This window comes from Porphyromonas gingivicanis JCM 15907 (genome assembly GCF_000614585.1).
GTDB classification, from domain to species: Bacteria; Bacteroidota; Bacteroidia; order Bacteroidales; family Porphyromonadaceae; genus Porphyromonas; species Porphyromonas gingivicanis.
This window is the reverse complement of record NZ_BAKX01000005.1, coordinates 67,805-91,458: the sequence shown is the minus strand read 5'-3', so window position 1 is coordinate 91,458 and position 23,654 is coordinate 67,805. Positions and strand designations below refer to the sequence as shown.

General features: G+C 43.2%; 20 protein-coding genes, 1 tRNA gene and 2 pseudogenes. 5 read left to right on the top strand and 18 right to left on the bottom strand.

Annotation, left to right across the window (positions count from 1 at the left end; translation table 11 throughout):
• Positions 1 to 23 precede the first annotated feature (23 nt).
• The 8 genes from JCM15907_RS06465 to JCM15907_RS12335 form a co-directional block, all read right to left on the bottom strand.
• Positions 24 to 332: a hypothetical protein gene (locus tag JCM15907_RS06465; protein ID WP_025843185.1), complete on the bottom strand. Its 309-nt coding sequence runs from the start codon at positions 330 to 332 to the stop codon at positions 24 to 26.
• Between the two features lie 77 nt (positions 333 to 409).
• Entirely contained in the window at positions 410 to 1,039 is a 630-nt protein-coding gene (locus JCM15907_RS06460; RefSeq protein WP_025843184.1) for a glycosyltransferase family 2 protein, read from the bottom strand.
• 1 nt (position 1,040) lies between these two features.
• The gene (locus JCM15907_RS06455) at positions 1,041 to 2,198 is read right to left on the bottom strand and encodes an EpsG family protein (protein ID WP_025843183.1); all 1,158 of its coding nucleotides are present in this window, start codon (positions 2,196 to 2,198) and stop codon (positions 1,041 to 1,043) included.
• Between the two features lie 8 nt (positions 2,199 to 2,206).
• Positions 2,207 to 3,211, bottom strand: coding sequence for a glycosyltransferase family 2 protein (locus tag JCM15907_RS12355; protein WP_025843182.1), 1,005 nt, complete (start codon positions 3,209 to 3,211; stop codon positions 2,207 to 2,209).
• Between the two features lie 9 nt (positions 3,212 to 3,220).
• Entirely contained in the window at positions 3,221 to 4,228 is a 1,008-nt protein-coding gene (locus JCM15907_RS12350; protein ID WP_025843181.1) for a glycosyltransferase family 2 protein, read from the bottom strand.
• 16 nt (positions 4,229 to 4,244) lie between these two features.
• Positions 4,245 to 4,790 (bottom strand): hypothetical protein, encoded by a 546-nt coding sequence (locus tag JCM15907_RS12345; protein ID WP_051522424.1) that lies wholly within the window; start codon positions 4,788 to 4,790, stop codon positions 4,245 to 4,247.
• A 38-nt stretch (positions 4,791 to 4,828) separates the two neighbouring features.
• Positions 4,829 to 5,065 carry a hypothetical protein gene (locus JCM15907_RS12340; protein WP_051522423.1) on the bottom strand — a complete coding sequence of 79 codons (237 nt, stop codon included), beginning with the start codon at positions 5,063 to 5,065 and terminating at the stop codon, positions 4,829 to 4,831.
• 23 nt (positions 5,066 to 5,088) lie between these two features.
• Entirely contained in the window at positions 5,089 to 5,805 is a 717-nt protein-coding gene (locus JCM15907_RS12335) for a hypothetical protein (protein ID WP_051522422.1), read from the bottom strand.
• A 345-nt stretch (positions 5,806 to 6,150) separates the two neighbouring features.
• Here JCM15907_RS12335 and JCM15907_RS06435 point away from each other — a divergent pair, with 345 nt between their 5' ends.
• Positions 6,151 to 6,600 (top strand): PEGA domain-containing protein, encoded by a 450-nt coding sequence (locus JCM15907_RS06435; RefSeq protein ID WP_025843180.1) that lies wholly within the window; start codon positions 6,151 to 6,153, stop codon positions 6,598 to 6,600.
• Between the two features lie 290 nt (positions 6,601 to 6,890).
• Here JCM15907_RS06435 and bamJ (JCM15907_RS06430) read toward each other — a convergent pair whose 3' ends face one another.
• The 3 genes from bamJ (JCM15907_RS06430) to bamJ (JCM15907_RS06420) are packed head-to-tail and all read right to left on the bottom strand — an operon-like array spanning position 6,891 to position 9,176.
• The gene (bamJ, locus tag JCM15907_RS06430) at positions 6,891 to 7,727 is read right to left on the bottom strand and encodes a BamJ family beta-barrel-assembly machinery protein (RefSeq protein WP_025843179.1); all 837 of its coding nucleotides are present in this window, start codon (positions 7,725 to 7,727) and stop codon (positions 6,891 to 6,893) included.
• A 26-nt stretch (positions 7,728 to 7,753) separates the two neighbouring features.
• Complete coding sequence (gene bamJ, locus JCM15907_RS11160) at positions 7,754 to 8,554, bottom strand: BamJ family beta-barrel-assembly machinery protein (protein WP_025843178.1); 801 nt, start codon at positions 8,552 to 8,554, stop codon at positions 7,754 to 7,756.
• A gap of 25 nt (positions 8,555 to 8,579) precedes the next feature.
• On the bottom strand, positions 8,580 to 9,176 hold the full coding sequence (gene bamJ / locus JCM15907_RS06420; protein WP_025843177.1) for a BamJ family beta-barrel-assembly machinery protein: 597 nt from the start codon (positions 9,174 to 9,176) through the stop codon (positions 8,580 to 8,582).
• A gap of 311 nt (positions 9,177 to 9,487) precedes the next feature.
• Here bamJ (JCM15907_RS06420) and JCM15907_RS06415 point away from each other — a divergent pair, with 311 nt between their 5' ends.
• On the top strand, positions 9,488 to 10,366 hold the full coding sequence (locus JCM15907_RS06415; protein WP_025843176.1) for a hypothetical protein: 879 nt from the start codon (positions 9,488 to 9,490) through the stop codon (positions 10,364 to 10,366).
• Positions 10,367 to 10,399: 33 nt separating this feature from the next.
• On the opposite strand, the pseudogene xseA reads toward JCM15907_RS06415, so the two are convergent.
• Both xseA and ruvB read right to left on the bottom strand, forming a co-directional pair.
• Positions 10,400 to 11,793 (bottom strand): annotated as a pseudogene (gene xseA, locus JCM15907_RS13410) (exodeoxyribonuclease VII large subunit).
• A gap of 144 nt (positions 11,794 to 11,937) precedes the next feature.
• Entirely contained in the window at positions 11,938 to 12,975 is a 1,038-nt protein-coding gene (gene ruvB / locus JCM15907_RS06405; RefSeq protein ID WP_025843175.1) for a Holliday junction branch migration DNA helicase RuvB, read from the bottom strand.
• Positions 12,976 to 13,274: 299 nt separating this feature from the next.
• On the opposite strand from ruvB, the pseudogene JCM15907_RS11150 reads away from it, so the two are divergent.
• Both JCM15907_RS11150 and mfd read left to right on the top strand, forming a co-directional pair.
• Positions 13,275 to 13,870, top strand: a pseudogene (locus tag JCM15907_RS11150) (sugar transferase).
• Between the two features lie 168 nt (positions 13,871 to 14,038).
• Positions 14,039 to 17,458, top strand: coding sequence for a transcription-repair coupling factor (gene mfd / locus JCM15907_RS06390; RefSeq protein ID WP_025843173.1), 3,420 nt, complete (start codon positions 14,039 to 14,041; stop codon positions 17,456 to 17,458).
• A 127-nt stretch (positions 17,459 to 17,585) separates the two neighbouring features.
• Here mfd and JCM15907_RS06385 read toward each other — a convergent pair.
• The 5 genes from JCM15907_RS06385 to JCM15907_RS13405 all read right to left on the bottom strand — a co-directional run bounded on the left by JCM15907_RS06385 (position 17,586) and on the right by JCM15907_RS13405 (position 22,594).
• Positions 17,586 to 17,657 (bottom strand) — tRNA-Arg (locus tag JCM15907_RS06385).
• A 110-nt stretch (positions 17,658 to 17,767) separates the two neighbouring features.
• Positions 17,768 to 18,946 carry a lysophospholipid acyltransferase family protein gene (locus JCM15907_RS06380; protein WP_051522419.1) on the bottom strand — a complete coding sequence of 393 codons (1,179 nt, stop codon included), beginning with the start codon at positions 18,944 to 18,946 and terminating at the stop codon, positions 17,768 to 17,770.
• Positions 18,943 to 19,923: a D-alanine--D-alanine ligase gene (locus JCM15907_RS06375; RefSeq protein WP_025843171.1), complete on the bottom strand. Its 981-nt coding sequence runs from the start codon at positions 19,921 to 19,923 to the stop codon at positions 18,943 to 18,945. Before JCM15907_RS06375 ends, JCM15907_RS06380 begins: the two co-directional genes overlap by 4 nt.
• A gap of 35 nt (positions 19,924 to 19,958) precedes the next feature.
• Positions 19,959 to 22,103, bottom strand: a complete 2,145-nt coding sequence (locus tag JCM15907_RS11145) for a transglutaminase-like domain-containing protein (RefSeq protein WP_242396836.1) — start codon at positions 22,101 to 22,103, stop codon at positions 19,959 to 19,961.
• Entirely contained in the window at positions 22,037 to 22,594 is a 558-nt protein-coding gene (locus JCM15907_RS13405) for a hypothetical protein (RefSeq protein WP_242396834.1), read from the bottom strand. The genes JCM15907_RS11145 and JCM15907_RS13405 overlap by 67 nt, the downstream gene beginning before the upstream one ends.
• A gap of 392 nt (positions 22,595 to 22,986) precedes the next feature.
• Here JCM15907_RS13405 and JCM15907_RS06365 point away from each other — a divergent pair, with 392 nt between their 5' ends.
• On the top strand, positions 22,987 to 23,592 hold the full coding sequence (locus JCM15907_RS06365; RefSeq protein ID WP_025843170.1) for a Crp/Fnr family transcriptional regulator: 606 nt from the start codon (positions 22,987 to 22,989) through the stop codon (positions 23,590 to 23,592).
• The last annotated feature ends 62 nt before the right edge of the window (positions 23,593 to 23,654 follow it).

Sequence of the window (23,654 nt, the reverse complement as noted above, 5' to 3'; positions counted from 1 at the left end):
AAAGATGGCGATAGTTTTTATGACTATCGCCTTTTTTGTAGGAATTCTTTGCTACGCACCACAAGGAAGGAGAGAGGGGTTAGATGAAGCTGGTGGCAAAGAAGTGCCCAACGCAGGAAATACCCACTCATTCGTGGCATCCGACGGATATGAGCATGCAACTCAGGGTTGTTACGTATTAGAGTAGAAAAGTCCTGGTACGAAGCATTGCACAATACTCCTATATCAATCGTGTGATAGGCTGCGGCAAAACTGGCCGCAAAGGTCTGAGCTTGCTCCTCTCCCAAGCGCTCTATAAAAAGATTTTCCAAGAAGCCTATCACCTTTTTCATAGAGGTTACATTTTTATGCGAAGGGTCTAATGTTACAGAGCGTTCGTTGGTACGGCGATAGGCTACGAAACTCTCCTCTATGTAGCTATTCGTTGCACCGACAAACTATAAGGCACTACGTTTTGCATATCCTCCCACATATTGTTGCCCAACTGGAAGAAGTTCGCTTTTTCTAGGAAGAGATTTCGACGAAAGACCTTGTTCCAAAAGTAAGCTGGAGTAGCTCCCTCCAAAAGGGCATGAACCAATTCTTTCGAATCGTATATTCGAGGTAATGTACTTCTTCGCCGACTCTTTTTGAAAAGCTCGGTATAGTTGAAGATGAGCATATCGGCTTGCTCTCGTAGCATACACTCCACACTTTTTTCAATGGCATAGGGGGAGAGAAAATAATCGTCGCTATCTAAAAAGAAGAGTAGTTCTCCCTGTGCTTTTTTTAGAGCTGTAATGCGAGCTCCCGCTATACCTAAGTTTTTTTCGTGGCGAAGGAGATGTATCTGATGATTGTGCTTATTTTCTTGAGCAATGAGCCTTTTTGCTCGTTCAACACTCCTGTCGGGCGAACAATCGTCTACCAGAATAATTTCTAAGGGCGTATAGGTTTGCCGTAAAACGGAGTGTAAACACTCTTCAATATAGTTCTCCACACCATAGATTGGTATCAATAGCGACACCAAAGGACGTTCGTTTGGCTCATTCTGTTTCATTCTACACATGTTTTTTTGCAACCGAAAGGAGGCTATTTCCATCTATAAGGAAATAGTTGGTAGTGTGATTTTCGCCCACCCAAAAGTCGCTCGGAGCATCTTTGTCCTTCAAAATAATCTTGTAGTTGTGGAATGTCTCCCGAGGATCTGCGATTGTTTTTATCGTAATCATTATTTGGAAGACCATAAAGAGAAAGAATACTACTCGGTCTCGATGACTGCCCCGAACGCTAACATTGGATATCAATAAAGGGAAGAACATCAGCGGATAGTACATCAAGCGGTCTGCCACTTGGAAGAAAGAGAAAGAGTTGCTAATCAAACATACGAAGAGCCACGTGTTTATGTAAGGAAGTAGACGGGGATCTCTTTGAGTCAAATCTTTCTGTCGGTAGAGTAGATAGAAAGCCAAAAGAGTATTGATAATAAAGCCTATCCCCGAACCATTACCCTCTTGGGTTTCATACATAGTTTCGATATAAAAGGTATCGAATGGCATATAAGGTATAAGGGCAATGAGTATAGTCTTGAAGAGAAGAGGAAAAACTGTTAGCGAGAGAAGCAGTACTCCACCTGCCAAATAACGAGAATAGCGAATGAAAAGAAGTGGTGTAATGGCTACCATTATGAAAGCGGACTTGTGTATCAAAAGTGCTCCTATGAGAAGGAAGAGAGCTGGGATGTAGCGTTTTTTCTGTAAGTAAGGTATTACAAAAAGGCAAACAGCCTCTGCCATTGTTTGGCGCACCATATTGAACGACTCAAAATAGAGACGATACATAAAGATAAATACGAACAGAGCAAGTGCCAAGTTGTAGCTTTGCTGTCGGAAGGCTCTGAATACTATAACAATGAATATAATCGCTACAAGGAATGTCCACATAGGGAACTCGAATTCAAAGAAGTTCAATAGTGCTTTGAATAGATTCCAAACTCCCTCCATATGCTCTGAGTCGTATGAGTAATATCGGGTGTAAGCTCGCATATATATGGAGTAGTCTCGCCCTACATTGTAACGAAAAGCCGAGAAAAGCACCAAGACAACACCCAATAGAAAAAGGGGCACGCGACGTCCATATTCATCTCGGGCAATGTGCCAAAGGAGGATAATCGTCGAAACGAAGAATATAGAATAGAGTAATATCGAATAGGAAGGCATACAGAGATTTATCGAAGGTGTCGTAATGAGGCTTTTAAGCGTAGCAGAGCATAGGCTATATGAGGCATCCGCTTCCTGTAAAAAAGCAAGGCAAGACGTAGTATTTTACCCCCTACACCTCCTACTTCTTGAGCATAGGTATGTAGAGAGGGGTATGCGGTAAGGGCTTTGCGCATCCCCTGATAATTGCTACTACACAGGACCACTAAGTCTACCACACTTGATGCTTTGTTGAGACCTTCGTTAAGGTATTCGAGTTCGTTGCCTGTATAGTGCTTTTTGAAATGTTCAGAGAGAAATATAACGACTCGACGCATCGATAAAATATTGTTGGAAGAGAAGTCCAGCGTTACGGAACGTTCGTTGGTACGACGATAAGCCACGAAATTATCTTCTAAGTAGACTATTCGTTGCGTGACTAAGCTATAAAGTACCACATTTTGCATATCCTCCCACATGTTGTTGCCCATCTGGAAAAAGTTCGCTTTTTCTAAGAATAAATCTCGACGAAAAACCTTATTCCAAAAGTAAGCTGGAGTAGTGCCCTCTAAGAGAGCATAGACCAACTTCTTCGAATCGTATATTCGAGGTAATGTACTTCTTCGCTGACTCTTTTTGAAAAGTTCAGTGTAGTTAAAGATGAGCATATCAGCTTGCTCTCGTAGCATACACTCCACACTTTTTTCAATGGCATAGGGAGAGAGGAAATAGTCATCACTATCCAAAAAGAAGAGTAATTCTCCTTGTGCTTTTTTTAGAGCTGTAATGCGAGCTCCCACTATACCTAAGTTTTTTTCATGCCGTACGATATGTACCTGATGACGATACCTATTGTCCTGAGCAATGACTCTTTCTGCTAACTCGATACTTTGGTCGGGCGAAGCATCATCCACCAAAATAATTTCCAACGGGGTATAAGTCTGCCGTAGCACAGAGCGCAAGCACTCCTCGATATAGAGTTCTACTCCATAAACAGGGATTAAAACCGATACGAGAGGGAAAGGTGTTGCCATAATGGGAGGTTATAAAATCATTCTAATAAGGCGAGTTTTAAGACGAAAGAGACGAAACCCTAAGCAATAGCAACCGATACGATTTAAGAATAGTACCCCAGCATCCCATCGCGCACTCCATCCCCTACGAGAGGATATAACGCATTTCCAATCGGTGCGCTCTTGAGCAATCTCTTTGTACTCTCTGAAAGAATTTGTTTTGAGTCGTATCATATGGGTTAGAAGGGCATTCACTTCGAGAGCTTCCGATAAGGCTTGACAGGTAGACTCATCTTTATATTCCAAAGCAGAGAAGCGCTGTACCAAATCTTGATGTATGGTCCAAACGGAGGCTCTGGCTATCGGTGAGAGTTGATTACTTACCGAATTAGGCAACCTGCGATAGGTCAGATAGTATTGGTCTATATAAATTATGCGTTCTGTATGAAAGATGTATAGGGGTACATTGTGCATATCTTCCCAAAGATTGCAAGTAGGTAGCCACACGGCAGATACAGACAGAAAAAGATCTCTTCGGAAGCATTTATTCCAAAGAAAGGAGGGAGTTTCTCCTTTGAGACAAGCTATGGTCTGTTGCAAAGGTACTTCTGTCTCCAAAACCTTAACCTTACGGGTAGTCTTGCTCCGTTGCTCCGTGTAGTTGAATAGCGCAAGGTCGGCACTCTTTTCAATCATTTGTGCTATTATCTCCCCTACCATGGAAGGGGTATTCCAATAGTCATCACTATCTAAAAAGAGTAGAAACTCACCTTTGGCCTCTTGAAGAGCCGAAAGACGTGCCACAGCTAACCCCTGATTGACCTTATGATGCACCCATTGGATAGTATGGTTGCGATTGTTCTCCCGCTCAATAACCTTTTGTGCTAAGGGTACACTTTGGTCGGGCGAATAGTCGTCTACCAAAATAACCTCTAAATTAGGATATTCTTGTTGAAGTACCGAGCGTAGCGATGCCTCAACATACTGTTCGACTCCATAGATGGGAATAAGAACGGATACTAAAGGGAATGAGTCCATTGTCTAATAATATCTCCTAAGAATGAGTACGAACCAACTTCACTTTCCTGAGTAACATCAATAGTCCCTCTCTGAAATCTGAATGGAAGAGGTACAATAACAGGGCAGATACTGCTGCAAAGATAGCTGTTCCACTCATACCCGAGAGAAGCAAATCTACAAGTCCTGTCCGCTCAGGTCTAAACCATTCGGGCATATAACTGAAAAGGTATAATGGCAATAGAAGTAGTACTAATGCTTTGGCTTGCTGAAGGAAAAAGGGGAGAACAGGAGTCCTGAAAGCCCGAGAATATAGGAAATAAGGCTTCCAACCATGTACCACAATGAGAAGACTTATCGCAATACCTAAAAGCACCCCCGTTATCCCGAAATAGAGACCCAACAGAATGGATAGTCCTAAGTTGAGAGCAGCCTCGACCATAGGTGCTGCTATATCTTGAAACATACCATAGGCTGCAAGAAACTGGTCAGGAAGTCGGGTGATTTGGAGCAGAAGACAGAGAACAAAAAGTATCAAATCAATTTGAGAGAAGTATCGTTCTCCTCCTACCCAAAGTATCATAAATGCTTTAGAATAGTATAGAAGCGAAAAAGCAGCTACTACAGAGAGCCAAAGGCGCAGGGCATAAAGATGGCGAAAAAGCTCGCTACCCTTTCATGATTGCCCTCCAAAATAAGGTTGCCCACACTCGCTGTCAGCCCGTTGAAAATGGAACTAAAAATCCCCATAATACCCGCTTGTAGAAAAAGATAGTTTTGGTATATGGTTACAATGGGTAGAGCCTCCCGGGCTTTAAATATGAAGAGAAGTACAAGAGGAGTACTTTGTTGTAGCACAAAACACCCTACTTTGTGATAAATTACTTGACCAGTATGGCGGAGTATACCGCTATATTCTTTGCGGACCCTCCCCCCAAAGATGCACTTGCTTTGAGCCAAGGGTAATTTCGGTGTATCATCCATTCAATAAGTAACGCACTCAAGACCCCAAAAAGAGCCTCTAATCCCAACCACCAAATATAGGGTTGAGGCAGGTAGAGAATGGCAAATACTTGAAGTATCTGTTTAATAAGTTTGGGAAACTGAGCAGCGAAAGTGATTTTATACTCTCTTTGATCCGAAGAGAATATAATCTGCCGATAGTTGAACAGATAGCTCCACAGCGCATTAAGGAGCAATACTCCATAAGTGGCATAGGCATACCACATAGGGATGCCACTCTCTGCAAAGATGCGAGGAAAAAAGAGAAGCAATACTCCAGACCCTATTAGAATGAAGAGAACAACCCAACGATAAAACCATGCTTGTATTGAGATGATTTCCTGCACTGCTTTTTGGTCTCCTTTTGCCAATGGAGCATAGAGGGCAAAGGCGATAGCAGTAGCAAGTCCTAATTCCGCCATATTGAGGAAACCTAAGAAACTCACCAAGGTGGTATTTAGTCCGAGAAGGGCATCGCCTAACTCTTGTATAAAGTAGCGACGAAAAAAGAGGGCTACCACTTGCCCCAGCATATAAAAAGTTATGGCATAGCGAGCATTACGCAAGCTGTTAGTAGCTCTATCTGTAGTAACCATTGAACTTAGGATAAGTACGTGTGAGGAAGTCTCCTGTACAATAAACGTGTGCAAAGATACCTTATTGCCCCAAATAACTAAAATGCACCTCTGCTATCCTCTTTATAGAGACATATGTAGAGCAGAGGTTACATACCCCAAGTATTGACTACTCTCTTTAATAGCATAGTAAAAGAAAAGTAGGTTTTATTTCATTCCGTTTCTATACAACGAGAAAGTTGAAAAAAAGCCTTGTAGCAACATTTAAGCAAAAAGTATATATTTGCAACAGTAAAAGGCAGAGTAGCCTCTAACTCTCTGCCAATTGTAACCAATAGTATCAACACATTAAACAAAAAAGTATTTATGAAGAAGATTTTGCCTTTTGCGCTTGCCTCTGCTCTACTCTTTAGTAGCTGTGCTACCATCTTTACAGGAACAGAGGATCGTATAACCTTTAAGTCCAATCCTTCTGGAGCCAAGGTCTTTTTGGATGGTATCGAACTTTGCGAAACACCTTGCAGCGAGCACATAGATCGTTCAATAAATCGCAAAGAGGTAGAGTTCGTTTTAGACGGCTACCGTACCAAAGTGGTTACTCTTGATAGAGAGTTTAACATTGTTTCTGTATTAAATACCACGGGACTTATAGGCTGGGCAGTAGACCTTGTTACGGGTTCTGTTTATAAATACTCTCGCAAACATTATGATGTAGATTTGGAACCAGAGAGAGAGCTTGTAGAGAACGTAAAAAAAGCCAAGGAGATCCATCTCAATAGCAATACTAAAGAAGCTACCATATATGTTCAGCCTTGAAGTCGGGGCTGTAACACTATCTTAATGTAGAGACATATTTGCCGAATGCAACCTTGAAGGGGTGGGAGGAAAGCTCTCAGCCCTTTCTTTTTGTAGATGGTTAAGTATCGTCTCGAGCACATTGTATTTCAGTATCCAGTCTTAATTATCTTCTTGAAATCCTTGGCTCAAGTTTCAAAAATAAAAGAGTACACGTACCATTCATGATACGCATACCCTTTAAAGACTTTCATAACAACTCTCTCAAGCCTTGGAAGCATTGGGAGAAGTTATTGTAGATACTTGTTGTTTTACTTAACTACCTCTACCAATGTAATCTCGAATACCAGTGTAGAGAAAGGCTCGATATTGCCTGTTTGACGTTTACCATAAGCCAATTCTTGAGGAATAACCACCTTAACGGTTTCACCCTCTTTCATCATCTGGAGCATTTCAGTCCATCCAGAAATTACTTGTGTTACACCAAACTCTACAGGTTCTTCACCACTCTTATCGAACTCTTCGCCGTTGATAAGAGTACCCTTATAGTGCACCTTAACACGATCAGTAGTAGTAGGAGTAGCCCCTGTACCAGGAGTCATTACCTTGTAAGCCAAACCACTCTCTGTTTTTTGAACGCCTTCTTCTTTGGCAAACTTAGCGAGGTACTCTGCTCCTTCGGTTTTATTCTTACCAAATTTGGTTTCGAGTTTCTTCTCTTCAAACTTTTGCTCTGCCTCGTTGAGGTAAGTCATTGCATCTTCGGAAGCCCACTTTATAGAGGTTGTATCGCCCATCAAAGCAGCTTCGAAGTACTTCAAGAAGAGCTTCTGGTCAATTTTGTCCTCTACCAAAGAAGTTCCCATCTGATGACCTGTAATAGCTCCAGCAAAGTAAGAGAACTTTGTAGAGTCAGAAGCCTTGGCTACACCATCTTTGAATCCTTGGAGGAAGAGGGTAGTGTCGATGGCTTGACCCTGCATAGCCGAGTACATAAGCTGTTGTCCCATCTGAGTACCCATTACATAACCGCGGGCCATAGCCAAGCTATCATTGGCAGGGTCTTTCTCTGTATTGGAAGCACTATTGCAAGAGAAGGCTCCAAATATCGTTGCTGCCGCAAGGGTAGCATAAAGAAGTTTTTTCATTGTCTATTCTGTTTATTTTATTTGGTTTATTTCTTAGCGTTCTTGTCTGCAGTAGAAGCCTTTTCCTTGCTCTCAGATATTGGGGCATCTGTGGCTATGGGAAGGGGCTTTCCTTTGATGACATCAATCATCTCGATTTCAAAAATCAGAGCAGAGAATGGGGGGATATTACGTCCTGCACCACGCTCACCATAGGCTAAGTTGTGAGGGATGTAAAGCTCTGCCTTGGTCCCTTTGGGTAAAAGGCATAACCCCTCGGTCCACCCAGGGATTACTTGTAGAGGGTTAAATTTGATGGGTTCACCGCGTTCGTATGAGCTATCGAAAACTGTACCATCAAGCAACTTACCTCTATAATGTACCATTACTGTATCTTCAACGGTAGGCTTGATGCCTTTACCTTTCTTTATAATCTTGTATTGAAGTCCACTATTGGTGGTTTGTACTCCTTTTTTCTTTGCATTCTCTGCCAAGAAAGTCTCTCCTGCCACACGATTAGCTTCGTTTTCTTTCTTTTGTATGCCGTCAAAGTAATCGCGTATGGCTATACCAGCCTCTTCGGGAGAGAGGGTTGCTTTCTGCTCAAGTAGGTCGGATACTCCTCTCAAAACTTCTTTTTGGTCGATATTCTGACCACCAGGTAATTGTGCCAAGTTTTGTAGTATCATATATCCCATAGAGACACCTATGGCATAACTTGCCCTACCTGCATCAAGTTGCTCCGTTGGATTACTCTCCTGTTTTTCTGTTGTTACCACCTCTTGTGCTATTGCTGTACAAGGAAGGAAAGCCAATAGCAGATAGGAAAAATATTTCTTAAAACGCATAACTGATATTGTTTTCTTAAAAGTCTTATCGTTGGTCTTCAATGGCCAAAAGTTCGATTTCGAATACAAGGGTCGCATTGGGTTCAATCATCTGACCTGCTCCACGCTCACCATAGGCCATATTGGAAGGTATTGTTACACGCCACTTAGAGCCTACAGGCATGAGTTGAAGTATCTCTGTCCAACCAGAAATAACTCCTGTGAGAGGGAAAGAGGCAGGCTCTCCACGCTTGATAGAACTGTCAAAAACAGCTCCGTTTATAAGAGTTCCCTCATAATGTACGGTTACGGTGTCGGTTTTTACAGGCTTAGGTCCGTTACCCTCTTTGAGTATTTCGTATTGTAGACCATTCTCTAAGGTAATTACACCCGGTTTAGCCTTGTTTTCTTCCATATATTTGCGTCCAGCATCAAGATTGGCATCTTTTATTTTGTTCTGGAGGTCTTCAAAAAAAGCTCCTAAAACAGCCTGTGCCTCTTCGTGGGAAATAGCAGGAGTCGTGGCTTCGAAAATACATTTCATACCTGCCAAAAAGTCTTCTGCTACGAGGTTATTTACTCCTGTTCCTTTGAGATTAGAGCCGATGCTCAAGCCCAATGCATAACTTACCTTATCTGTCATATTTTTCTATCAATTATCCTTATTAATTACTTGGTGTATAGATTAAGTCCCTGTTATGTAGGGTATAAATCGGGACAAATGTACCTATTTTTATTGATATATGAAGAGGGGTATGTTTGGCTTTATTAGATAATTGTTTTACAATCAACCTATTTGTAGCGTAGCACAGAGGTTTGCGCCTTCGTTTTAGGGAAATAGAAAAGCAATGACAAGGAGGACAATAAAACATAATCGTATTCAAAAACAGGGAAATAATACAATTAGATACTATTTTTGCGGAGATAAAAAAATAAAGTGATTCGTAAAAACAAATGGAAAGCAATACAAAAAGATTCAATTTGCACGGAGTATGGGCTTTTTTGATAGTACTCTTTAGTATGCCTTTGGGGCATGCCTTGATGATTGTCTGCGAACATCTTTTCGGAGATGACCAGCTCTTCATCGCAGCCTTTATAATGGGACTTATAGGTTTGATTGTAACATTGATAGGTTTTTATATAAAGAAGACGGGACCGCAAACCCTACTTGGCTTCATTGGAGGGTTGCTCTTTTGGACAGGATGGATAGAGTTTGGCTACGTTTACATAGCTCGTCGCTATGGTATAGAGCCTTTAATGGAGGGAGGAGAGATTGTGACCAAGCCCGAATACCTATTGATGCCTTCAAGCATAGGCTTCTGGGCTATGACTATGATGGGCTATCTTTTTAACTCTCGTACAGGATGTACTTTTTTGAATTGGATACAGCGTCGCATTGTACGCAAAGAAGGGAGATCCTCTTTTACTCCATCGTTGCAAAACAAATCTATTGTTACGTTCATGGAGTTAAATATCCTTCTGTGGACTTTTTACCTCCTCTTGCTCTATGTTTATGACCAAGCCTTTTTGGGCGATAGGCATCCTGTTACTTATATTGTAGCTTTTGGGTCTCTCGTTTGGTCGCTCTATCTTTTCATGCGACTGATACGTATCCAAGATATGGGAGCAGCTATTCGCTATGCTATACCAACGGTAATTATTTTTTGGAATTTTGTGGAAATACTCGGACGTTGGGACTTATTTAAGGAGATTTGGGTACATCCCTTAGATTATCTCTTGGAAATGGGGCTTATGCTGCTCTCTTTTGTAGTGCTTATCGTAATCCTTTATTGGTCGGACAAGAAGCGTAAGACTAAGCAAACTAAGCACTAAATAGAGACCGTCAATAGAGTTTATTCCCTTTTATCAACTTTCAGAATTTTCTGGGAGGGTTGTTTTTGTTACCATGGCTTCAAGACGACCTTGATAGAGGATAATATCAAGGGACTCTCCTTGCTGTACGTTATAGGCAGAGGAGAGGCTTTTTCCTCGAGTACGCACAATGCTATACCCTCTTTTGAGAGTGCTTTGTGGACTTAATAACGAGTGTATGGCCTCGAGATGTGCCAAGCGTTGCTTTTCTTCCGATAGTTTTATTGGGATGAGGTAGCCGATTTTATCACTCAGACGTTGTAGTTCGGAGTATTTTTGCTCTCTGAGTCGATGTGTTTGGAGCGAAAGTTGTTGCTCTACAAGCGATAATTTGTTGTGTTGATGGGTGAGGCTATATCCTATTTCTCGAAAGAGTTTTTGCTCCAGTTGTTGTACATTGAGTTCCTCTCTTCGTGTAACATGATGTACTACTTGGGGTAGTTTTAGCAGTAAGCGGTCCAAGTAACGCGCGTTAATATCTACCATTACGCCCACAGCCCTACGGAGTTGCTCGCAGAGGGTTTCTACTCTATCGCTCTCTGCTTTGCGCCTATGTACCAAAAAGTCTGCCACAGCAGTAGGTGTCTTTTGAGCCAAGTGGGCTACCATATCGAGTACACTTTGATCTCTCTCGTGTCCAATGCCTGTAATAACAGGTAGTGGGAAGCGTGCCACCGAGGCACAAAGTTCGTAACCATCGAAGCTACGAGGTCGCTCACCGCACCTCCGCCACGGATTATGATAACCGCATCATAGGGGACACCAGAGGCTACGATACGCTGTAAGGCTTCAATAATAGAGCGTTCCGTATTCTCCCCCTGCATAGTGGCAGGGTAGAGCTGGTATAGAAAAGGGTACTCGTAGCGATTATCTACAATATGACGGCAAAAGTCGCCATATCCTGCTGCCGAAGGAGAACTAATAATTGCAATATGACGGATAAGCAAAGGTAGTTGTAAGTTCTTTTGTCGGGAGAGTAACCCCTCTACCTTTAGACGTTTTATGGTCTCTAATCGTTTGAGAGCCATACCACCTAAGGTATGTGAAGGGTCTATGTCGAGTACATCGAGAGAGAACCCATACTGTTCATGAAAACGCAACTTAACGAGTAGTAGTACGCTCAATCCGCTCTGAAAACGCTGTTGCGTAGCTTGTTCAAACTTTTGTATAAGCTGGGAGGCTATGGAAGACCAAATGACTGCAGAGGCTTTAGCTTTGATACGGGGAGAACCCTCTTCCTTTTCTATAAGATCGAAGTAGCAACTCTGTACCGTTGCCGAACGCATAAGCCCACTAACCTCTCCTTTAACCCAATACATCCCATTGAAATGGTGGTCAAAGGCTCTTCGAATAGAGCTATTCAATTCAAAGAGAGTGAATATCTTCATTGACTTATGCTGTTTAGTAGCCTTTTTTGCAAGCTATACCCCGATAGCTCAAAACCATTATACCTTTTTCCAAAAACCATTATACCTTTTGATCCTAAGCATTAACCCTTTGAACGGAAACCATTATACCTTATGAGTAAGGGGCTATTCTTCTTCGGGAAAGAGTGTTAAAGGTACTCCCGCAAAGGGTCTGTTCAGGTGCCGATATGCCAATTCGGTAACCTCACGCCCCCTCGGAGTTCTTTTCAAAAATCCCTCCTTGATAAGGAAAGGCTCGTACACTTCTTCGATAGTACCAGCATCCTCGCTCATTGCAGTCGCTATAGTGGTTAGCCCCACAGGCCCTCCTGCAAATTTGTCAATTATCGTCGCCAACAATTTATGGTCTATATTGTCAAGACCATAACTATCTATGTTGAGTGCCTCAAGGGCATAGGTGGCAATCTCCAAATCAATTGCACCATCGCCTTTAACCTGAGCAAAGTCTCGCACACGGCGCAACAAAGCATTGGCTATACGGGGTGTACCTCGGCTACGGCTGGCTATCTCAAGCGCGGCAGATTCATCGCACGGCACTCCCAATATGGTGGCAGAGCGTAGTACGATGGATTTGATGGTCTCCACGTTGTAGTACTCTAAGTGCATATTTATCCCAAATCGTGCCCTTAGAGGAGCAGTAAGCAAACCGCTACGAGTAGTAGCACCGATGAGGGTAAATGGATTGAGGTCTATTTGGATAGAGCGAGCCCCAGGCCCCTTATCAATCATTATATCTATCCTAAAGTCCTCCATTGCGGAGTAGAGGTATTCTTCCACAATGGGGCTTAGACGATGTATCTCGTCTATAAAAAGCACATCTTTGGGTTCTAAGGAAGTGAGTAGCCCTGCTAAATCTCCCGGCTTGTCGAGCACAGGGCCCGACGTTATTTTGATACCTACCCCAAGCTCCGAAGCGATAATGTTGGATAAAGTAGTCTTACCCAACCCGGGAGGACCGTGTAGTAATACATGATCTAAGGCCTCGCCTCGCAATGAAGCAGCCTTGACGAATATGGAAAGGTTCTCCACAACCTTTTCCTGTCCGTGGAAAGAACGAAAGCTAATGGGACGGAGAGCAGCTTCGATTTGCTCTTCGGTTTCAGGCTTAAACGATTCGTTTCTGATGTCAAACTCTGGGTTCATTTGTACGCAAAGGTAAAGAGAATATGTGTTGCTTATTACTTCTTAGAGCCTTGTTTTTTGGATACTGAGACAAATAGTTCCAATGGAGCGAGGAGAAAAGCACTTCACAGCGAATATTTCTTACCTACAATTCTTTAGTTATCACACAAAGTATTTAATTTTGCAAAACGAGTCAGGGCTCTATGCGCCACCTTTTGGTAAAAAGTTTACCCTGCTATTTTTAAGGGCAGGTTTATTTTACTACCTTTACACACAGAAAAAAGAGAGCCTAAAGAGCCCATAAGCACCAACAACACCGAATGAAGAGATTACTTGATATAATTGTCAGCTTATTAGGACTTATCCTACTCTCTCCTGTATTCTTAATCGTTGCTATTTGGATAAAACTTGATACCAAGGGTACGGTTTTCTTTCGTCAACCTCGTGTTGGGCGTTACAATAAGGACTTTATCCTCTATAAATTCCGCTCCATGGAGTATCAAGATTGGGGTAAAGACCAGCTTCTTACCGTAGGAGACAATGACCCTCGTATTACTAAGCTGGGTATGTATTGCGCCGTATGAAAATAGATGAACTCCCACAGCTGATTAATGTATTGAAGGGCGACATGAGTCTCGTTGGCCCTCGTCCATTAGTGCGCCAGCAAGTAGAGCTTTACCCCAAACTATATGAACCAATTCTTTCGGTACGTCCGGGCATAACCAGTGAGGCTTCAATCTATTTTAGAGACGAAAATGCTCTTTTGGGCAGTGTAGAAGACCCCGAAACCTATTTTAGAGAGGTTATAATGCCCAAGAAGATAGAATTGAACTTGCAGTATGTCAAGAACAGGAGTATGATGGGAGACCTCAAATTGCTCCTCAAGACGGCTTATTTGACCCTCTTCAAAAAATAAATTTCGGTAGGCTGTACAGCCTTTATACTCCTATTTCACTTTTTGAAAGACCGATGAATAGCGGTCTTTTTTGTATCGAATCATTCCCTCCCCTCGCTCATTCCTAAAGGGCAAACTACATATTCTCTTGAGAAAGACGTAACTTTAGGGCACCAAATCCTGTATAGTATGAGCGAGCTAAAGAGCGACTTATTCCCCCAGCACAGAACTGATGAAGAGCAGAGTGTAAAAAATAACAGCCACTGGGCACGATGGACTCAGCAGTCTGCTATACAGCGTATTGAAAAAACACAAGAGCCTGCCCTACATTGTTCGGGCTTGCAGGGTTCTGCCGTAGCTACACTACTTGCCACTCTGTATAGAGGAGGCGAATGGGAACAAGAGCAATGGGGAGCTTTACCTCTACTCGTAGTGGCACACGATGAAGAAGAGGCAGGCTATTTGTACAGTGATTTGGTACAATTGACAGCTAAAGAGAGGGTTTGTTTCTTCCCCTCTTCCTATCGAAGACACATAAAGTATGGTCACGTAGACGCTGGTTATGAGGTACTTCGTGCAGAATTGGTTACGGCTCTTAGCGATGGGGAGCAACCGCTTATCATAACCTACCCAATGGCTCTGGCAGAGGCTATTCCTGCTAAGGAACAATTATCAGAGCGCATACAACACTGTGTCGTGGGTGAAAAGTACGATCTTAAAGTTCTTAGGGCTTGGCTTGTCGAGGAGGGATTTACCCTAACGGACTACGTTTATGAACCGGGCGAAGTGGCTTTCAGAGGGAGCATTGTAGATATTTACTCTTATAACAATGACTTTCCCTATCGCTTAGATTTCTTCGACGATGAGATAGAAAGCATCCGTACGTTCGACCCATCAACCCAACTCTCCAAGAAAAAAATGGAAACGGTAAGTATCGTTTCTAAACTCTCGTCAATGGGAACAGAGCAGAAACATTCGCTCTTTTCTCTCCTTGCCTCCACGTATCGCCTCGTTTTTTCCGACTATGACCATGCCATAGAGAGCCTTCTCCTACTCCAAGACACCGAAGCTATGGTGGTTGAGGGAGGGGAGGGATTCGATTCTACCTACGATATGAAAGCTCGATTGCTTCCTGTTGCTCAACTGGAGCAAGAGATGCAATCCTTCTCTACGCTGCATTTGCGGACGACTCGCACACTACCCTCAATGCCCGAAGTAGCTTTTCAAACGGTCTTACAACCTCTATTTCATAAGAACTTTGAATTACTCATAGAGGGATTGGAGCGTTATAGAGAACAGGGATACAAGGTGTATTTTCTCTCGGAAGGAGCTAATCAAGCGGAGCGTTTGAGTGAAATTTTACGAGATTTGGGTCGAGAGGATTTGTTCCCTCACATACTTTCTATTACGCTCCACGAGGGATTTGAAGATCACGTTACACGTCAGGTTTTCCTCACCGACCATCAGCTCTTTGAGCGTTATCACAAGTATCGACTCAAGAGCGATAAGGTGCGTTTGGGAAAAGTCTCCCTCACCATCAAAGACTTGAATAGCTTTAGCCCCGGCGATTATATCGTACACTATGATCACGGCATCGGACAGTTTGCGGGGTTGATTACTATGATGAGAGAGGGGAAAGAGGAAGAAGTTCTCAAAATCGTGTATCGAAACAACGATTATATCCTCGTGAGCCTACACAATCTGCGCAAGCTCTCGAAGTATAGGGCTAAGGATGATGGCAAGCCTCAATTGAGCCAATTAGGAAGTGGAGCGTGGCTACGCATCAAAGAGAAGACTAAAAAGAAGATCAAGGATATAGCTCGGGAGCTTATTGTACTCTATGCAGCTCGTAAAGAATCGGAGGGCTTCGCTTTTTCGCCCGACACCTATCTACAACGAGAACTGGAGGCTTCGTTCATTTATGAGGAGACTCCCGATCAATTAAAAGCAGTCGAAGCTGTTAAAAGAGATATGGAGCAAGCTCGTCCTATGGACCGTTTGCTGTGTGGAGATGTAGGCTTTGGAAAAACTGAAGTCGCCATAAGAGCCGCTTTCAAAGCAGTATGCGATAGTAAGCAGGTAGCTGTCTTGGTGCCTACTACTCTGCTCGCCTATCAGCACTACTGCACTTTTAACGAAAGACTCAAAGACCTCCCTGTACGAATAGCCTACTTCTCGCGAGCTCGAACAGCTAAGGAGACTAAAAACCTTCTTACAGAGTTGGCAGAGGGAAAGATAGATATTGTCATCGGCACACACCGTTTGGTGGGCAAGAATATACAATTCAAAGATTTAGGTCTACTCATCGTTGATGAAGAACAGAAGTTTGGCGTCAAAGTCAAGGAGGCTTTACGCCAGTTACAGGTCAATGTCGATACTCTCTCCATGAGTGCTACACCGATTCCGCGCACCCTTCAATTCTCTCTAATGGGCACAAGAGACCTAAGCAATATACTTACGCCTCCACCTAACCGATACCCTATTTATACAGAGATAATAGATTTCAATACCGAGATTATAGCCGAGGCGATAAACTACGAACTTAGTCGTCAAGGACAGGTGTACTATGTACACAACCGCATAGAGGACATTGAGGACATTGCCGCTATGATACGTCGTAATGTACCGAAATGTCGAGTGGCTGTAGGGCATGGACGGATGCAACCCTCCGACTTAGAAGAGCTTATCTTGGACTTTGCTCGCCATGAGTACGACGTCTTGGTTGCAACCACTATTATTGAGAACGGCATTGATATACCCAATGCCAATACGATTATAATCGACAGAGCCCATCACTATGGGTTGAGTAGTCTGCATCAACTGAGAGGACGAGTGGGACGCTCTTCCCGAAAGGCTTTTTGCTACTTAATTGCTCCACCCCTTTCGCTTTTGAACGACACTTCTCAAAGAAGATTACGTGCCATAGAAGGGTACTCCGACTTGGGGAGTGGCTTACGTATTGCCATGCAGGACTTAGATATCCGAGGGGCGGGCAATATATTTGGCAGCGAGCAGAGCGGATTTATAGCCGATATGGGTATAGATGCCTATCATAAAGTCTTTGAAGAAGCGGTTAGAGAAGTCAAGAGAGAGGAGTTTGCAGAGTTATTTACCGAAGATAAAGAGGCTCTGGAAGAGCCTTTAGATACAATTTTCGAGAGCGACCTTGCCCTCTCTTTTCCGCCTGATTATATCCCTCAAGATGCCGAGCGTATTACCCTATATCGAGAATTAGATAGTTTAACTACCGAGGAGAGCATAGAACAGTTTTGTTTGCGTCTCAAAGATCGTTTTGGGCCAATACCCCAAGAGGGCGAGGAGCTAATACGGGTGCCCTCTTTACGTTCCCTTGGACGGCGTTTGGGCTTAATCAAAATAACGCTTCGCAAGGGGGGAATGAATCTTTTCTTACCCGAAGACTCTTCCAATGCTTACTATCAATCGGAACTTTTCTCCCAGCTTTTGGTCTATATCACTCAACACACCAAGACCTGTCTCATAGAGGAAGGTAAGAAAGGGCATAGAGTAGCTCGCATTCGCTATGTCTCATCCGTACAACAAGGAGTCGAGATACTAAAAGAAATCCTTAGTACCCCAACGGAATACTAAGAATGACATTGCCTAAAAATACTATAAAAGAGAGCAAACAAGGGGGCTACTACAATGCTCTTTGAGCCTATTGTAGAGAAAATCCTAAGTTCGCTCAAGGAGAGACCGATTGTCTCTTTTTGAGAAGTAGCTCCGTCGGGAATCGAACCCGAATCTATGGTTTAGGAAACCACTATTCTATCCGTTGAACTACGAAGCCAAACCTTTCAGAGTCGTAGCATCGCCTCTCTCTTCTATCGAGTGTAGAGCAGAGAAAACAAATGCTCTGCAAAAATAGCGATTTATCTCCGAAGAATTCTTTATTCCGACCTACACGTTTACCTCGGTGGCTTTGAGCTGATTGCGCAGAGGATTGGCATACATCAAGAGAAGCCATGCCCTAATCTCTTCGTGTGCCTCTTCGGGAAGCCCTGTCTTATCTATTTGTTGAGCAAGATATTTCTCGAAATGCTCTCTCTCTGAAGTACTATAATGCCCCGCTTGAGCATAGGTATTCGTTTCAGAAAGTAAATCTTCGGCAATGTAATTGCCTGGGTAGAGTCGATAGAGCTTATGTATCTCTCTGTCGATGGTTGCCGCTACGAGTTGCAACTGTTCGTTACTCGCTTTAGGCAACTCTACACCTTCTAAGAGTTGGTTGAGAGGTGTTCCCAAGGCAAAGTGAATGCGCCCTTTATAGCCCATTATCCCCTCTTTCATATTGAGTACATCTTCGCCATCGGGTTTCTTGTACTCAGGGTTACGTTTACGTAGGTATAATTCGCGTGCTTTGAGGTAGTCACAGGGGTCGTATTCGTAACTTATGCTCACGGGGGCTATGTTGATACTCTTAAGACGGTCTATGACCTCTCCCTCTCCCGATAAGGCTATCATTTTGAGGAGGGCTATTTGTGTACGGTCATCACTATCCTTTGCTCTTCCTTCTCTCTGGGCTATCCACATAGAACTTTGGTCCTCTTGTATAGAGAACCGGATGTATTGCGATAATGTCTGTGCAGAGGTCAAGAATTGTCTCGGAGGGAGCGAACGCTGCACAATAACGCTGTCGTTGAGACGTACCAAGTCTTTGACCCAAGGGCGTACCAGAAGATTATCACCAATGGCTATACGTGGAAGGCGATACCCTATATCGACCAGTAATATATTAAGGAGGGCAGAGTCCAACACAATATCTCGATGGTTTGAGATGAATGTATAGGGGACATCTGCACCTAACCGAGAGCGACCCGATATATTGCAACTGAAAGAGTTACCCTGTACAATCCCTTTTATGAGTTTGTAGCTAAAATTGAGCTTAAAATCTTTGATGGTACGTGCCGCTTGGATAGCTGCAATAAAGGCATCGGCATGCTCTGGAGTGGCAAGCCGTAGTACCATATTGAACTCTGGGTTTTGCGTTAGGGCTTTTGCCGCAGCCTCTACTTCTTGATCGGTATAGGGGCGTATGCTCTCCAGTACGGAAGCTGTCAAATGGCTATTATCCATCATTTCTGAAGTTTATCTTGAATAATTTCTGTAAAAAGGTTGCTCAGCTCCATTTGGGCAGCTCGTACCTGTTGTGGTATAAAACTGGCATCGGTCATACCCGGAGTTGTATTTACCTCTAAGAGGGTCGGTCTACCATCTGCTTCGATAATATAATCGACACGAATGATACCATTAGCTTGGATATAGCGTGCTATATCTTTGGTAAGTTGTTGTATTTGCTGAGTTTGTTCATCAGGAATACGAGCTGGCGTTATCTCATCACTTTTGCCCAAATACTTTGCTTCGTAGTCGAAAAACTCTACATCGTGTACTACTACTTCTGTAACAGGAAGGGCATGGGCAATTCCTCCGACTATATAACATCCACAAGTTACTTCCGTGCCTACTATCATACGCTCTACCATGACTTCAGGGGCCTCTTGAAAGGCTCGCTCTATAGCTGGCTGAAGCTGTTCTTTATCTGTTACCTTACTGGTGGCTATACTGGAACCTCCTACATTGGGTTTAACAAAGCAGGGTAGTGTAATCTCTCGGGCAATGGACTCTATATCGTACACTTCTCTCGCCAATAGACGTACAGATTGAGCTGTACGAATGCCAAAAGTAGAGAGGTAACGATTGCAACAATATTTATCGAAGGTAAGAGCTTCGGTGAGTACCCCTCCTGTGTTGTAGGGTATTTGCAACATATCCAGATACCCTTGCAAAAGTCCATTTTCTCCCGGAGTACCATGTAGTGTTATAAAGGCGTAAGAGAAGCGACGTTTTACCCCCTCTTCTTCAAAAGAGAAGTCATTCTTATCTATGGGGTAATAGCTATCCCCTATTCGTACTTGCCAAGCCTTTTTGCCTATCAATACTAAGTAGGGTTCGAAGAGGGCTTGGTCTATCGAACGCATAATGTTGGCGGCACTACGTAGAGAAACTTCGTATTCTCCCGAATATCCACCCGCAACCACTGCTATAACAGAACGCATAGAAAGCATCTATCTTTGAAAGTGAAAAATTAGGCTTACAACTTAGGTAGAATAGAGAGGATTTGCTCGCCTAAACTGATGGTATAGCCCTGTCGAACAAACACAACGCGCCCGAAAGAATCAGCTACAACGACTAAAGGTAGGTCTTTAGAAGTACTATTCACAGCCTCTCGAACCATCTTTTCGATAGCTCCATTAGCATCTATACCGTAGCTTAATAAATTAGGTAGCGCGGGGAACTCTTCTGCTTTGTATCCGTTGTACTCGCTTTCGTTGGAGAAGAGGAGCAAGAAAGGGCGTCCCCAAGCATTAAGTTGTGCCTGCACACGCTCCAAATCTTTAAGCGCATGGTTAGTCGGTTCTGTACCTCGTTTGAGAATAGCCAATACAAAATAGCCTCTCCCCGTTGTTGATATGATAGAGGTAGGCTCCATAGAGGGTACAGAGAGGTAGGTCGCTTCGGCATTTATAGAACCGATAACCGATACATCATCGGGATCAGAGGGTATTTTTACAGTATGCTTTGTGGTCTCTTTTTCGGCGATTTTCAAAGTTTCTATATGTGCCAATACCGTACCCGAAGCCATGCGAGTACCCGAAACAACCAAGTAGTTACCCTCCTCTACTTCTCGTGGCTGGGCAAAAAGGTTGCTTAGTTCGGTAGCACCCTCTTCGTCATAATAAATAGTAGTAGGGAATGATGTAGTATTGTCTACCCGCGCCACAGAAAAATGGCTATAATACTTCGGTTCAATAGTCGTGTCCGTATGACGCATAAGGTCAAGTTTCCCCTTTTTAGGTAGGGTAATACTCTGTGTTTCGAAGTCTACTCTATGCCAATTAGCTCCCTTATCGAGAGAGTATTCGACTGCTCTTGTAGTGGGATTGATACGCGCAGGGATACCCTTAGTACGCAGTGCTGCTACATAGGCTATCTTTAGAGAGCGTGTGTCTGAATATCCCAAGGCGAGGACTCCTGCAGGAGAGATCGGTGCCCCATTGGTATTCTGTTTCTCTTCTACCACTACTTTTTGGACCAAAACATCGAAGATTGTTTGAGGATCACTGGGTACTCCATCGAAGAGTGCCAATGCCTTTTGCCAATGCGACAGCTCTTCATATTGAATACGAGGATTGTAGAGATATTGTAGCTCGAAAGAGGTAGCCCCTTGTGGTACTTGTTCAAAAAACTCCCGTAGTAGGGCTGGCTTTATATCGCTTAAATCTTTGGTGCCGAGTGTTTGTAAGAAAGCAAAGGCTAACTCCTTATTCCCCTCTTGAGACAAAAAGTCGTAAAGGGTCTGCGCATTAGCTCTTGCCGTAGAGAAGAGTGCATCCAACTCTTTTTGGGGCAATCCCCAAGTGGCACAGGTGGCACGCTGTTCATCGCTAAGAGCAAAGGTTGCTTCATAAGCTTTTCGTATAGAGTCCTCCTCTGCAAGTCGTTTGTCATTGAAGGCAATAGCTTCTTCAGAAGCAGTTGAGGGTAGAGGTTCTCCTTTTGGAGGAATAATAGAGAACTCTGCTGCAATAGGTAACTCTTCGAAAGCACCAAGAGTGATTGTCAAAGGCTCTTTTTGGTCAGATTTAGAGAGTACATAGCCCATTTTATCTCCCTTACTTGCCCAGATGAGCATATCTCCATAACCAACCGATAGAGAGGCTCCTCCCTCTGCATCGCTTTCTAATTTAGCCACGGGGAAAAATTCCGAATAGTTATATATACAGTAGCGTATGGTGGCGTTGGGCACAGCATTCCCCTCTTGATCAACTACTCGTACTTCTGCTTTGCGAGTGGTTATGTAGTTATCTATACAGTTGATTTCAGTGTAGTTGGGCGTGCGGACAAGCACCTCTTCGGGACCATCGTAGTAGCCGAATACTTTCGTATGTACCAACATGGCACGTACAACGGAAGAGTTAAACCAAGCTATATTTAAGTCGGCAGCAGGCTCGCAAGCTCCTAAGAAATACCACTTACCCTCAATCCATGCTTCTACCCAAGCATGATTGTCATCGGTATGTGCCCAACGAGGGGTATAAACTTGTCGAGCAGGAATACCTACTGCACGTAGGGCTGCAACAGTAAAGGTAGACTCCTCGCCACAACGTCCTAAGGCATTACGTTTCGTGGCCAGAGGAGAGCGTGTGCGAGCATCACTGGAGCATAAGTTACCCACTCATGACACCAATGGTTTACCTCCAGAGCAGCCTCACGCATAGAAAGTCCCTCTACTCGTTCTTTAAGCTCCTTATAGAAAAGAGGGCGTGCTCCATCTAAATTTTCGTTATTGACTCTTTGAGGGAGTACGAAGTGTAAAAACTCTCTTTCTGGTACAAGTTTGCCCCAAGGTAACTCCTTGCGAGCCTGAAAACTAGCACGTACATCATATAGATGATCATATGCGCTATAATCTATAATGTCAGACAGGGGCATATAAGCGTAGAGAAACTCCAAGGCTTCGAGTTCTTCTTGGGTGGGAGTTTCTTCAGCAAACTGAAATTGTTGTGATAGTTGCCCTCCCAAAAGAGAGTCTCTCTGACGAAAGTCTTCTGTTACACGCTCTCTTATATCCTTATCTTTGATAAAGTGGTTACGACCACAAGAGAGGTTTAACCCTAAAAAAAGAAGGCTCCAAAGGAGCGCTAAAACGAGAGGCTTACGGCTCATACGATGAAGATAATAATGGAAATAATTTATCTAAAATATAGGCTACATTAACGTAGTCGGGTCATACCCTATGCCCTATATGAGGCAAAGGTACGATATTTTAACCCAAAGAAGGCTTGTCCAAAATAATTTACTGCTTTTTCCAAGATTCAAGGGAACGATGGGAGCAGAGATTGTTTTCTACCATTGTAATTAGAACCATTAATGCAAATTGGTAAAACCCTCTGTGCAAATGATCAAAAGGGTTAATCTTTTTGCTTCTAACCATTATACCCTTTATCAATAGAGAGCGTTGTACAATAATGTAGCGAGTGTAGTGTAAAGCAAGAGTCTCTTCTTTGTTTCCTTTCTTTACCTTTGTTCTTTATAGGATTATTATGAGAAGATAGGAGATGAAAGAATACCTATTTAGTGAATATTTACGCTCCTCTACTAAGCTCTCGAACGAACAAATGGAGCAATTGTTTAAGCGTAGCAAGGTGTTAATGCCGAAAAAAGGCGAGTTTCTACTTACTCCGGGTCAGCTCTGTAAACATCGTTTTTTTATAGAACAAGGAGCTGTTCGAGAGTATTCTATAGATGAGAAGGGGCGAGAACATCTGTTGCATTTTGCCATCGAAGGTTGGTTTTTAATGAATGTGAATAGCATCTTTTTTAATCAACCATCAGACTATTTCATAGAGACAATAGAACCCTCCAGAATACTCCTCTTAGATGAAGATGAAGTTCAACACCTGATAGCAGAAGATTCTTCCTTTGACAACTTTACTAAAAATCTTCTCTATGAACACATTCAAGTCTTGCAACGACGCATAACCTCTTTACAAAGCGATTCTGCCGAAGAGCGTTACCTCTATTTTACTCAAACTTATCCGGAGATTATGTCGCGCGTACCTCAACTGATGATAGCTTCCTATCTCGGCATTACTCCTGAGAGCTTGAGCCGTATTCGTCGGGAGCTTGCCGAGAGGCACTATACTCCCCCTCGAAACTCTTAATATAGATCAATGTACACCTTCTTTTGTCGAGCTATTTTTGTTGTACAATTAAAACAAAAGTA